Raw genomic sequence first — 13184 nt, 5'->3', positions numbered from 1 at the left:
TCCTATCTAAAAAGAGTATCCGGAATGTTGGATACTCTTTTTTATTACCTGACTTTAACCCAGCCTTTTTTAATGGCTTCTACAACAGCCTGCGTACGGTCGTTCACATTCATTTTTTGCAAAATATTGCTAACGTGGTTTTTAACTGTCTTTTCACTTATATACAATTCTTCACCGATCGAGCGATTACTCTTTCCATCAGTAAGAAGCTGTAACACTTCGCACTCTCTTCTTGTAAGGATATGCAGTGGTTTACGGTACTCCACTTCTTTGTATCCGATCTGCCCTGAATTTTTTCGTCCCTGTGTTGCAAGACGGCGATATTCATTCACAAGATTATGAGTGACTTTAGGATGGATGTATGCACCGCCTGAAGCTACAACCTTCACTGCATCTATCAACGAATCGGCATCCATTTCTTTTAATAGATATCCTGCAGCACCAGTTTTTACCGCGTGAGTAACATAGGTCTCATCATCATGAATCGAAAGAATGATCACCTTTGTATCAGGAGATTGCTCAATAAGATTTCGAGTTGCTTCCACTCCGTTTACATTCGGCATATTAATGTCCATCAATACAACATCAGGATTATGTTTTTGAACAAGGTCTAACGCTTCTTCTCCATCATCACCTTCTGCAACAACCTCAAGCCCATCTTCCATATCTAGGATCCGTTTTACACCTTCGCGAAACAGACGGTGATCATCTATGATTACAATTTTCGTGGACGTTTTAACTGCGTTTGTCATGTCGTGCCCTCCTGTTCATGGATCGGAATATCGATCAAAATATATGTACCCTTATTAGGGGTAGATTGAATCTCTATTTTTCCATTTAATAGTTCTACTCTTTCTTTCATACCTATGATACCAAAAGAATTCTCTTTTCGTTCATTCGTGTTAAAACCAATTCCATTATCCTTTACCTTTAAATGAATATTTTGCTTTTCTATTTCTAAATCGACTTCTATCTCTGTAGCATCAGCATGCTTCAAGGAATTTTGGACAGCTTCCTGGACAAGGCGAAAGATTGCAATTTCCAACCGGACCGGCAAACGCTGTTGACCATCGCCGTGATCAAAATAAATCTCAGTCCTGGACTCATTGTTTATTCTGTTCAAGTATTTTTTTAGCGTCGGTATTAAACCAAGGTCATCGAGTGCCATCGGCCGGAGATCGTAGATTAGCCTTCTAACCTCCTGCAAAGCCTCTTCGATGAGAACCCTCATCTCCTTTATTTCTTTAAAGGCCGCCTCTTTTCCTTTTTTTTCAAAAATTCTTTCAATTAACTGAGACCTTACCAGAACATTCGCAAGCATTTGAGCTGGACCATCGTGAATCTCACGAGACACTCTTCTCCGCTCTTCTTCCTGTGCTTCAATAATCTGCAGCCCAAACTCCTGTCGACGCTGAGCATCTTGTATTGCAGCGCCTACCTGCCTCAGCTCCCCATTTAGATAGCTAAGAACGGTAGATATCTGGCCAATAAAAGAACCAGCCTTTTGGTTGGTAACACGAAAATATTCAAGTCTTCTTTCAATATCATTCTTTTTGTCCTGAAGCTGTACTAGCCTTTGTTGTTCAACCGAAAGTTTAACTTGTATGTGTGAAGCTTTTTCGTAAGCATCCCTTATTTCTTGTTCGCCATATTCATGAAAATGTTTACTTACTTTAACAAGCTTAGCCCTGGCAAAACGGTCTTCTTTTTTTAATCTTTCCAGACTCTTAATTACATTCTGCAACTCTTCTTTTATCAATAAAAGTTCTTTTGAAAGCTCCTGGAACTCATGTTGAGAATGCTCTCCAATATCAAAAATTTTATTTTTACTTTGATTGACCGTTTCAATTGTTTTATTCAAAATAGCATCTAAAACAGCCGGGTCTATTTTATTAGAAGCCATACTATTTCCTCCAATTTCTTTTAAAGCAACCGGAGGACTATAAGTATAGTAATTCAATACTATAAGAGTTCGTCTCCGGTCTGTTGTTTATGACTTATCCCAGTAACATTTGCTGGATTTTTTTGATGGAATTATAATAAAAAGTAAATATAATACCGAAAACACAAAAATATTGGACTTTATTCGAAGTATATATTAGCAAACGTTGTTTCCTTATTATACCATTCCCAGCATAACAATACTGCTCCAAATATTATAGGAGGTCTTCATATTGCTTTCATCTTATTATACAGTAAAAGGTTTTGGAGAAAACGAAATTACTATACAAAAATCAAGATTTATCGCACAGGTAAACCGAGCAACAACTGAACAAGAAGCACAGGACTTCATACAGGACATTAAAAAAACCCATTATAATGCTACACATAACTGCTCAGCATACATGATCGGGGAAAATGATCAGATTCAAAAGGCGAATGATGATGGGGAACCAAGCGGCACTGCCGGAATACCAATTTTAGAAGTTTTAAAAAAACGAAATATTAAAGACACTGTAGTAGTTATTACCCGCTATTTTGGTGGAATTAAACTAGGAGCCGGGGGATTAATCCGTGCATATGGCCAGGCCACTACAGAAGGGCTTAGCCATACCGGTATCGTTGAACGGCGCTTAATGAGAGTTATGCATACAACGATAGATTACACATTGCTCGGCAAAGTAGAAAATGAGATCCGAACGTCTGAATATCTTCTGAAAGAAATTCACTATCTTGAAAACGTTGAAATTGAAATATTTGTTGAAAGCAGTCACGAAGAGTCTTTCAAGGAATGGATCACTAATCTAACAAACGGACAGGCGGTTGTTGAGAACGGTGAATTGGAAAATTTGGAAAGGGATATTAACAACAAATAACCCGTAAAATGTTTACTAATCTTCCTGTTCCGATATATAATTGTATAGTTAATTTATGAATCCCTATAAAAAGGTCTGGAATTTTTATGAAATGAGGGAATGAAATTTGTCTAACTCTCGAATGAAAACTCGAAGAAAAAGGAAAAGGATTAGACGCTGGTTAAAGGTAAGTATATTATTTGTGATTTTAATAATGTTTAGTGTAGTCGGCTATGGCGGATATTTGGCCTTTACCATAAATAAAACAGCTAGCGGAAGTTACGAAGAACTTGATCGCGGTGAGAAATCAGAACTGCGTTATGAAGATGTCACTCTTGGAAAAGACCCTGTAACTATTCTTCTTACAGGTGTTGAGGATTATTCCGGAGGCCAGGGAAGGTCGGATGTTTTAATCTTAGTCGCTATTAACCCTGAAACGAAAGAAAAAACAGTCCTCAGTATTCCACGGGATACGAGAACATATATTGAAAAAATTGATAGAAAAGATAAAATTACCCATTCTTATTCTTATGGCGGAATGGATGCCACCATTCAGGCAGTGCAGGATTTGCTAGATGTTCCAGTGGATTATTATATCGAAACAAACTTTGATGGCTTTGAAGAAGCGGTCGATGCTCTTGGCGGAATCACTTTAGATGTCCCTTTCGATTTTAAAACTTATGATCGCGATGGAAGATGGGTAGTTTTTGAAGAAGGCCCGATGGAGATGGACGGCCGTGAAGCACTTGCCTATGTGCGAATGCGTAAGCAGGACCCTCGCGGTGACTTTGGCAGAAACGAAAGACAACAGCAAGCAATTAAAGCCATGCTTGAAGAGGCAGTTTCTGTCGGATCTATTACAAAAGTCGATAATATGATCGAATCGGTTGGCAGAAATGTAAAAACAAATATCTCTATGAAAGAGTTATTTGGAATGAGGAATTTTTATAAAGAGCTTCAGAACAAAAGCATGGACACAATTGACCTAAAAGGCGAAGATGCATATATTGATAATGTATATTACTTTGTTCCTTTTGAAGATTCAATTGAAGAAGCAAGCCAGGAGCTTAAAAGTGTATTAGAGATAGAAGACAACGATGTCGTACAAAGTTCTGATGAAGAATCAGATGGATACTCAAACGAATAGAAAAAAGCCCAAAAGGTTATTCCTTTTGGGCTTTTTCTTCATCTCTGAATATTTCAGGTAACGCTAAAAGTATAATGTTTATCATGATACCGATCAACAGCCCGAGGATAGCTCTCTGTACTGGGTCATTTGATGTTTGTGACACTTCAACAGGTTGCTTGATGAGAGTGGGTCTCATCTCTGACATACTTTCATATATATTAGAAATTTGCTTACTTTTATCTACTTTCTCATATTCAGTCTCTATATCTTTTATAGCTTTCACTTCTTCTTTGTAGATATCATATTTTCTATCAAGTGCACTTCTACTGTATTCCATAAATTCGTCGACAAACGAAGTTAGAGATTCTTCTATTTGATCCCTGTTACTTCCTGGTAGAGACAATATTATCGTTTTATGGCTTCTATCGGTACTGACACGAAGTTTGGAAGCAAACTGTTCAGCATTATATGCCCCATACTCTCCTTTATATAATATTTTATCTTCCTGAAATACTGTGGGACTGTTTAACGCTTCCTCCAAAAAACCAATGTTGGTCGCGGTCGTATCATCGAAGTTCCCCAACATAATTTCCGATTCAGCCGTATATGTAACCGGTACTCTTGCAGCCATAATATATGCTACTGAAGCAGTTAACAGCGGAATAATGATTAAAACAATCCAAAACCTTTTCATTCTTTGCAAAGTTCTCTGGACAATATTGTTATTTAGCATTTCCGTAGTTTACCTCCTGGCCGTTATAAGGCGCTTCTTCCACTAAAAAATTCTTCTTTTTATCGGTTAATCGTTTATAGTTTATAAAGCCTAATGCAAAGGCGATTAAAAGCCAATTATAATTTAAAGCTAAAAAAGAATTTGGACTAATGCTTGCCAGCAAAAAGGCAATCAAAGAAGAGACTAAAGCTTCACTAATCATCCTATCAGTACCAGAACTTGTTCTGTTGGCTTTATATAAGTTCCATATTAAAAAAATATATAACAACACATAACCGCTAAAAATTAAAATTCCATGATGCACAAGAATCTCCATCCACCAGTTATGCATATTGTATTCTCCAAACGTGTCATAAGCGGAGAGGTTCTTCATATAAAACTCCACGTTTCCTGATCCAATTCCTAAGCCAAATGTGTCTCTTAAGAAGTCAAATGCGTTTCTTATAAGATTGATTCTTATATTGACAGAATCACTTCCGATATCCGAAGATGCTAACAAAGTTCCGAGCTGGTCATCAAACTTTCCGACTATAGCTCTAAATCTACCGGATAACATCCCCAGGCCAAAACCAATAACAGCAAGAAAAGTTACTTTTATCTTTGCCCTTCTTTTGATTAAAAATAAGAACCAGAAGGCTAGCCCAAGCATCACTGAAATATAGTTAGCCCTTGAATCTGTGAGCATGATGACATACATAATTAGTGCGAGGAGCACAAATCCTGCACCTCTCTTAATCATTGTTTTAGCATGATTAACAAAGGCCAGTACAAAAAAGAAGCTTATCGCCAGAAAGCTGGCATAGTCGTTTTCATTAACAAAAACCGCTGTAGGAATACCTTGTTGGTAACTAGAAACATGATTAATACGGGAGACAGGCAAATGCTGATGTGTAAAGTGATTCCATAAACCAATCCCTACCAGAACAGCTGTCATCACAATCCATATATAAAAGAAATTATAATAGTTATTTTGATTATGAAAATAAAAAGTCACAAGGAATACAATTACAATTCCAAACGAAAGAAAGATGAAGTCCTGTAATCCCCCTGTTAGGGACCTTACCCATAAAAGCGAAAGAAGAGCATACAGCAGCCAAAAAATTAAAAAGAAAATAGGTTTTTTCACTTTTACCTTAGACCACATTCTCATGTATTCTTTTTCCTTTACAAAAACAGAAAAAAACAAAACACACATTACTAATAGTAGGATTCGATAAGGAAATAAACTAAGCGGGCCAAGATCTAATGTGAAAAATCCAGCTCCAATAAAGGAAGAAATAATTAATAAATAAAGAAAAGTAATGGATAACGGGTCATTTTTAATTAAATACCACATGTAAGTTTTTTTTATCAGCGATAAAGAAACAGCAAATATAGCAGCTATAGTTAGCACTTTTAATAGCGGGATAACATCACCGTTTATGAGCTTATAAATAGCAAAAAGGGAGAGTATTACTATAAAAAAAATCTGTACTTTAAGTTTAGAAGCCAAAGAAGCATAATTCATATTTAAATACCCTCTCTTTGGAATAATAATGTCATCATTTTCTGGAAGTCCACACCATGTTAAAACTGGAAATTAACTTTCTGTTCTTTAACGAAAGGGCTGTTGAAGTTTTCCAACAGCCCTTCAATTAAGTTAGTTAACCCTGGTTCTTCAACAATTGATCTTCAGGTACGTTACGCAGCTTTTTGGCCGGTGCTCCTACAACAAGTTCTTCCTTCTTCACATCTTTCGTTACAACACTCGCTGCAGCAACCGTTCCATCTTCCTCAATCGTTTTACCGGGTAAGATCGTTGAGTTTGCTCCAACCCGTCCGCCATCTTTGATCGTCACACCTTTAAATTTATCATAGCGTTCCTTTGAACGTGCCATATAGTTGTCATTTGTAGTAACAACGCATGGAGCTATAAACACATAGTCTCCGAGCTCTGAATAGGCAGTTATATATGAATTGGTTTCAAGCTTGCACTTGATACCGACTTTACAATCGTTCTCAACCGCAACACCTCTGCCAACGATTGTCTTTTCTCCAATTGTCACTCTTTCTCTTATCGTGGCAAGATCTGCAACAAACACATCCTCTGCCAACTCTGCATTTGCGTAAATAATCGAAGAAGTACCGATTGTCGATCCTGATCCGATAACAGTCGGCGGTAGCTTTTTGGACTCTGGGAGGATGGAATTTTTAGCACGTGCAGGCTGTTTTCCTATCACAACATTATCCTGAATCATCACATTGCTTCCAATTTTTGAACCTTCATATATAATGACATTGTTTCCTATAGAAACATTTTCTCCGAATTCGACGGATTCACCAATTACAACATTTTGACCAATAGAAACTGGTTCCATACAATCATTCCTTTCAAAAGGATTACTATTGTTCTTTATAAAATTTCTCAATCATCTCAACTACGTATTCCTGCTGTTCTTTCTTCAATTCCGGGAACATTGGCAGGGAGATTACTTCCGCACATGCCTTTTCTGTTTCTGGCAGATCTCCCTCTTTGTAGCCCAGTTCTGCAAATACTGGCTGTAAGTGTAATGGCTTTGGATAGTAAATCATCGTTGCTACGCCATTTTCCTTTAAGAAAGCCTGCAGCTCATCCCTTTTATCCACCCGAATAGTGTATTGATGGAAAATATGATAGTTATGCTCTTCAACATAAGGTGTTGTAACCTTGTCACCAAGCTTCTCATGTAACAATTTTGTATAATAGGCAGCATTTTCTCTGCGCTTTTTATTCCACTCATTTAGATGCGGAAATTTAACATTTAACACAGCTGCCTGAAGCTCGTCCAATCGGCTGTTATAACCAAGCACATGGTGATAATACTTTGGTTTACTGCCGTGCACTCGGATTACCCGCATCTTTTCACCGACTTCTTCATCATCCGTAATAATCATTCCTGCATCCCCATAAGCACCTAAGTTCTTTGTAGGGAAGAAGCTGTAAGTTGCAGTTGTGCCAAGTTCTCCTACTTTCTTTCCTTTATACTCAGCACCAATTGCCTGTGCAGCATCTTCAACAATGGCAAGATTATGCTTCTTTGCAATTTCAGCAATTGGCTCCATATCTGCCATTTGCCCATATAAGTGAACAGGAATAATTGCTTTTGTTTTTTCAGTAACTGCCTCTTCGATTTTTGCTGGATCAATATTAAAAGTCTTAGGATCAATATCAACAAAAACAGGTACTGCACCTATCCGGGCAATAGCACCAGCTGTCGCAAAAAATGTGAAAGCAGGAGCGATCACTTCATCCCCAGGTTCCACCCCGCACCCTAACAAAGAAATATGTAGAGCGTCACTTCCATTAGCAACACCGATACCGTGGTTTGCATTGCTGTATTCTGCAACATCTTTTTCAAGTTTTTTCACGTTATCTCCAAGAATAAAACGCGCACCAGACATTACCTCTTCAAGAGAACTGTTTATTTCTCCTTTTAATGATTGATATTGTTCTGTTAAATCTAGCATTGGCACTTTCATTTTAATACCCTCTTTCAATCGTATTTTCAAGCTGGCATACAGATAAAAATCTTTCAGCCAGTTTCTTAATGTCATGGTTATCTTCCACGTACGCCTGAGCCGATTGTCTTATTTTAATTCGCTCTTCATCCGTAAGCTTGAGCAGTTCATTCAATCCCTCAGCGAAAGCTTTCGGATCTTCGGGAGGTACTGTTTTTCCAGCTCCTGAATCTCCTACAATATCATTATAAACTTCGCCGGCAAACAGAATTGGTTTTCCGACCAGTAAATAATCATTCAACTTGTTTAAACTAATGCCATATTTGTATAATGGCGTATCAAGCATAGATACCATTAACACATCACCCAAGGCTAATGTTGAAAGCACTTCATCTTTCGGTATACCTTCAAAAAAGTACACATTTTCATAATCATTTGCCATCTTTTTAAGATTTTCTTTCTCCGGTCCATCACCAACAAAGACATATGCTACTTGGTTTTCAGGCAAGTATTCTGCACTTTTCACTACTGTTTCAAGTGAATTAGCCATCCCGTGGGATCCGACATACATTGCCACCTGACCATGCTTCTCTTTTATTTTTTTAATCTCCACCTCTAATGAAGGCGTGTTTTCTAATAGTTCTATTCTATTCAAATCAATCCCATTAGGAATGTGATAAATTTTATCGCTATCGATTCCCAGGCTGCTAATATAATTTGCGGCCCCAGGTAAGGTAACGATTATTCGATCTGCTTTTTTATAAACAAATTTTTCAATTATACCAAACATAACAGCAACCGGATGCCTTTCACTCATTGCACCAAAATCAATTAAGGTCCTTGGCCAAAGGTCTCTAATCTCTACAACATATGTAGACTTTTTCCACTTGCTCAAATAATAAGCTGCAAGGCATGCAAACAAATGAACAGATGAACCTACGATAACATCTGGCTTTTCCTCTTTTTTAACCCCTCTGATTAGAGAAGTAAATAAATAACTGATCATGTTAAGTATACGTAGTACACCATTTCCTTTATAGGGAAGCGTCCATACCCATTCAAAGATGACATCATTGACATTTTCTGTATAGTTTTTTCTTTTTGGATCTCGCCATTTAAATAAGTAAGCTAAAAAGCTACTAGCGAATATTGTTACCTTATGCCCTTTTTCTACAAGCTCTTTTGAAATATCATAATGCCTGGTTATCCCAATATCAGAAGGCTTGAGTGCGACATGGTTTAATATCCAAATCTTCAAGAATCATTCACCACCTCAAAAAAGCCCATCAATCCAAATTATTATAAAGATTTATTAGTGTTTCACTTTCTTTTTCCCAATTGTACTTTTCTTCAATCGCTTTTCGTCCGTTCCGTCCCATTTCTCCCGCAGCCTCTGGATTATTGATCAACCACTTTATCGCATCAGCTATTTCCTCTAAGTTTAAAGGATCTACACAAATTCCGCACTCATCACCTTCAACGATTTCTTTCCATAACGGGAAGTTAGAAGCGATCACTGGAATTCCTGCAGACATGTATTCAAACATTTTAATCGGCAAAGAAACGACATACCTTGGCTCAGGATGGATCAAGACTAACCCAATATCTGACTCGGAAAGCGAGCTCTTTACTTGATCTCTGTTCAAATAACCAAGATGATTTACATAATTCCATCCGGTAGTGGTTTCCAACTCAGTTTTTAACTGCTCCGGAGCAAATTTGCCTGCTAACGCTAACTCTGCTTCTGTAGAACTGTTTACTTTTTCCATAGCAGCAACCATTTCTTTTATTCCTCGCAGCTCTGTTATACCACCGATATAAATTACTTTGTTTCCCTGTTTTTCCACATTGCTGTTCTCTGAAGCTTGTCCAATAAGCTCATTTAAAATAGGATAATTATGAACGGTGACAGTATTGGAGTTGTAGGTCTTAAAACGCTTACTGATGGTAGGTGTTGCAGTTACTACCGCGCTAAACCTTTTTGAAGCATATCTTTCCACTTTCTCAACTGTCGTAGAAATAAGCTTTCTAAGCGGCTTTGGTATCCACTGCTTTGACAAAACCTGTTCCGGCACATCTTCATGAACATCATAAATGACATGTTTTCCTTTTTTAGAAAGCTTTAGCCCGACCGGAATCAATTCCGGGTCATGAAAATGATAGACATCAGCATCAATTTTTAAAGCAGTTTCAAAGACTCTTTTGGGTGATTTAAATATTCGCTGGATAGGATTATTAACGATGGACTCAACACCGACAACATTTACACCGTACAGGCTTCTACTGTCTGTATTTGCCACTACCAGTGAGACATCATGCCCTGCTTTTGCTAATGTCTGGCATTCTTTTATAAGAATGCGTATATCTTCAGCTGGATGAACGGATGTTAGATGACATACTTTCATGAATCACACTACCTTTTCTTCCTCATGTTTAAAGAGGCTGACCTATCGGGTCCAGACTCTCCGATTAACACCTTCAGTGGATTCCATTGCCCTGTATAAGATATGGTGTTGGAGATCCTGACCCTGAACTATAAAGTCAACCTCTCTTATTTACTTAAAGTCTGTAATATTTTTTTACATTTGCAAGCGATTCCTTCATTGCGTTCCTTGTATCAAAAATAACCTCGCTATGCTCTGCTATCATGTTATAATCAAACGCCGAATGGTCAGTCGTCACCATTACTAAATCTGCGTTTTTCAAAACATCTTCCGTTAATTCAATCGGTTTGATAACTTCTTCTCCTAATTTAAATGATTCAACATGTGGATCAACAACTTTCCAATCCGCTCCTGCTTTATTCATTTCTTCAAGTATTGGCAGTACAGGGGACTCCCTTACATCCTCAATGTCTTTCTTATAAGAAACACCAAGCAATACAACTCTAGCGCCATTCAACGCCTTTTTCTCTTTATTTAAAATTTGCATACAACGGTCAATTACAAAATCAGGCATGCTATTATTGATTTCTCCTGCAGTTTCGATTAAACGAGTATGATAGTTGTACTCTCTTGCTTTCCAAGTTAAGTAAAACGGATCGATCGGTATACAATGCCCTCCAAGCCCAGGTCCAGGATAGAACGGCATGAAACCATATGGCTTTGTGGCAGCTGCATCAATAACTTCCCAAACGTCGATATTCATCTTATTACAAAGAATCGCCATCTCGTTAGCAAGGGCAATATTAATGTTTCGAAAAGTATTCTCTAGAATTTTTTCCATTTCGGCAACAGCTGGACCAGATACCTCATGCACATCTCCTTCAAGCACATTACGGTAAAGGGCAGCAGCGATCTTTGTACATGAAGGGGAAATGCCTCCAACTACTTTTGGCGTATTTTTAGTATTAAACGTCTTGTTACCCGGGTCAACCCGTTCAGGAGAATACGCAATAAACAGGTCTTCTCCAGTGATGAGGCCGGTGTTTTCTAGGATCGGTTTTAAAATCTCTTCTGTTGTTCCTGGATATGTAGTACTTTCCAATACCACAAGCATTCCTTTATGAACGAATTTTGCAATTTCTTTAGCTGAACTTTCCACATAAGAGGTATCTGGCTGTTTATATATATCCAGGGGGGTAGGTACGCAAATCGCTACAGCATCTACTTCCTTAATCTTTGAGTAATCCGTTGTAGCAGTGATTTTTTTATTGGATGTTAATTCGGCAAGCTCTTCATCAACCACATCACCAATATAATTGATCCCTTTATTAACCATATCAGTACGCTTTTCTTGTACATCGAATCCAATAACATTATAACCGGCCTTTGCCTTTTCAACTGCAAGCGGTAAACCAACATAACCTAATCCCACAACACCAATCGTAGCGCTTTTGTCTTCAATCTTATTTAACAACTCAGAAGCAATCTGATTTAATTGTACTTCTTCTTTAACTTCCATCTTCTTCAGCCTCGCTTTTTAATTAATTTTAACCGGAGTGTTAGTTTCTGCAGACTCGTAAAGAGCCAGAACAAGGGACAGGGCTTTTCTTCCATCCTCCCCGGATACAACTGGTTCTCTGTCTTCTACTATTGCTTTTGCCATGTCTTCAATTATCCATTGGTGGCCCGGTTTTCCAAATGGGTCAGCTTTAACGCCTTCAATGATATCATTACTACTTTCATCGTTAATATCCTCGATATTAAGATGTTCAATAAAATTAGCGGTTCTTCCACCAATCTTTATCGACCCTGTTTCACCGAAGACGCTCAATGTTTCTTCTAAATTCTTAGGATAAATGGTTGTTGCTGCTTCAATTACACCTAATGCCCCGTTTTTAAATCTCACAACACCTGTTGAAACGTCCTCCGCCTCTATATCCCTTAGCCGAGTTGCACTCATGCTAAACACTTCTTCTGCATCTCCCATAACCCACAAAAGGAGATCCAAATTGTGAATCGCCTGGTTCATTAATACTCCGCCATCTAAAGCCTTAGTGCCTCTCCATGGTGCCTGGTCATAGTATTCTTGATTTCTGTTCCAGCGAACCGTAGCATTGGCATGGCTTAGCTTTCCGAGCTTATCATCATCCATTATTTTTTTTAATTCCATCATTACCGGCCTGAAACGGTTCGGATGAACGACGGATAGCTTAACATTATTCTCTTTACATGCCGAAATGATAGTATCTGCGTCTTCAAGCGTAAGTGCGATTGGCTTTTCAACTACTATATGTTTTTTTGCATTTGCAGCTTGAACAGCAATCCCTGTGTGATGGCCACTCGGTGTACAAATGTTTATAACATCCAAATCTTCCCTTGTTAACAATTCTTTCAAGTCTGTGTATGGTTCAACATTATACTTTTCTACAAAAGGTTCCATCTTTTCAGGGATGGTATCACATACCGCAATTAAATTTGCTCCTTCAGCATTTGATATTGCTTCAGCATGCTTATTAGCAATGTGACCGCAACCAACAATCGCAAAGTTAATCATTTATAACGACTCCTTTTATTGTTTTGATTATTGTTTTGACGCTTTATAATTTTATTGAATTTATTTTTTCGAGCAATATAACATTCGCTAAAAATGTAGCCGCTTAGTCGGC

At 37.9% G+C, this 13184-nt stretch carries 12 protein-coding genes; 2 read left to right on the top strand and 10 right to left on the bottom strand.

Features of this window, described 5'->3' with window-relative positions; genetic code table 11:
* Positions 1-44: 44 nt before the first annotated feature.
* Together FCL54_RS05030 and FCL54_RS05025 are read right to left on the bottom strand one after the other, a co-directional pair.
* On the bottom strand, positions 45-752 hold the full coding sequence (locus FCL54_RS05030) for a response regulator (RefSeq protein ID WP_138123849.1): 708 nt from the start codon (positions 750-752) through the stop codon (positions 45-47).
* Positions 749-1903, bottom strand: coding sequence for a sensor histidine kinase (locus FCL54_RS05025; RefSeq protein ID WP_138123847.1), 1155 nt, complete (start codon positions 1901-1903; stop codon positions 749-751). Before FCL54_RS05025 ends, FCL54_RS05030 begins: the two co-directional genes overlap by 4 nt.
* 271 nt (positions 1904-2174) lie before the next feature.
* Between FCL54_RS05025 and FCL54_RS05020 the strand changes: the two genes are divergently transcribed.
* Together FCL54_RS05020 and FCL54_RS05015 are read left to right on the top strand one after the other, a co-directional pair.
* A complete protein-coding gene (locus tag FCL54_RS05020) occupies positions 2175-2816 on the top strand; it encodes a YigZ family protein (RefSeq protein ID WP_138123845.1) in 642 nt (213 codons plus the stop codon).
* 106 nt (positions 2817-2922) lie between these two features.
* On the top strand, positions 2923-3942 hold the full coding sequence (locus FCL54_RS05015) for an LCP family protein (RefSeq protein WP_171016685.1): 1020 nt from the start codon (positions 2923-2925) through the stop codon (positions 3940-3942).
* Positions 3943-3958: 16 nt separating this feature from the next.
* Here FCL54_RS05015 and FCL54_RS05010 read toward each other — a convergent pair whose 3' ends face one another.
* The 8 genes from FCL54_RS05010 to FCL54_RS04975 all read right to left on the bottom strand — a co-directional run bounded on the left by FCL54_RS05010 (position 3959) and on the right by FCL54_RS04975 (position 13072).
* Positions 3959-4657: a YveK family protein gene (locus FCL54_RS05010; RefSeq protein WP_138123841.1), complete on the bottom strand. Its 699-nt coding sequence runs from the start codon at positions 4655-4657 to the stop codon at positions 3959-3961.
* Positions 4647-6164, bottom strand: a complete 1518-nt coding sequence (locus FCL54_RS05005; protein WP_138123839.1) for an O-antigen ligase family protein — start codon at positions 6162-6164, stop codon at positions 4647-4649. Before FCL54_RS05005 ends, FCL54_RS05010 begins: the two co-directional genes overlap by 11 nt.
* A gap of 136 nt (positions 6165-6300) precedes the next feature.
* Complete coding sequence (locus FCL54_RS05000; RefSeq protein ID WP_138123837.1) at positions 6301-7014, bottom strand: N-acetyltransferase; 714 nt, start codon at positions 7012-7014, stop codon at positions 6301-6303.
* 25 nt (positions 7015-7039) lie between these two features.
* The gene (locus tag FCL54_RS04995; RefSeq protein ID WP_138123835.1) at positions 7040-8155 is read right to left on the bottom strand and encodes a DegT/DnrJ/EryC1/StrS family aminotransferase; all 1116 of its coding nucleotides are present in this window, start codon (positions 8153-8155) and stop codon (positions 7040-7042) included.
* Position 8156: 1 nt separating this feature from the next.
* Positions 8157-9392: a glycosyltransferase family 4 protein gene (locus FCL54_RS04990; RefSeq protein ID WP_138123833.1), complete on the bottom strand. Its 1236-nt coding sequence runs from the start codon at positions 9390-9392 to the stop codon at positions 8157-8159.
* Between the two features lie 28 nt (positions 9393-9420).
* Positions 9421-10539 carry a glycosyltransferase family 4 protein gene (locus FCL54_RS04985; RefSeq protein ID WP_138123831.1) on the bottom strand — a complete coding sequence of 373 codons (1119 nt, stop codon included), beginning with the start codon at positions 10537-10539 and terminating at the stop codon, positions 9421-9423.
* A gap of 154 nt (positions 10540-10693) precedes the next feature.
* Positions 10694-12037: a nucleotide sugar dehydrogenase gene (locus FCL54_RS04980; protein ID WP_138123829.1), complete on the bottom strand. Its 1344-nt coding sequence runs from the start codon at positions 12035-12037 to the stop codon at positions 10694-10696.
* An 18-nt stretch (positions 12038-12055) separates the two neighbouring features.
* On the bottom strand, positions 12056-13072 hold the full coding sequence (locus FCL54_RS04975; protein ID WP_138123827.1) for a Gfo/Idh/MocA family protein: 1017 nt from the start codon (positions 13070-13072) through the stop codon (positions 12056-12058).
* Between the last annotated feature and the right edge of the window lie 112 nt (positions 13073-13184).

Source organism: Exobacillus caeni, assembly GCF_005747095.1.
Classification (GTDB): domain Bacteria; phylum Bacillota; class Bacilli; order Bacillales; family Guptibacillaceae; genus Exobacillus; species Exobacillus caeni.
The sequence above is the reverse complement of the archived record's forward strand: the minus strand, read 5'-3'. Positions and strand labels throughout refer to the sequence as shown.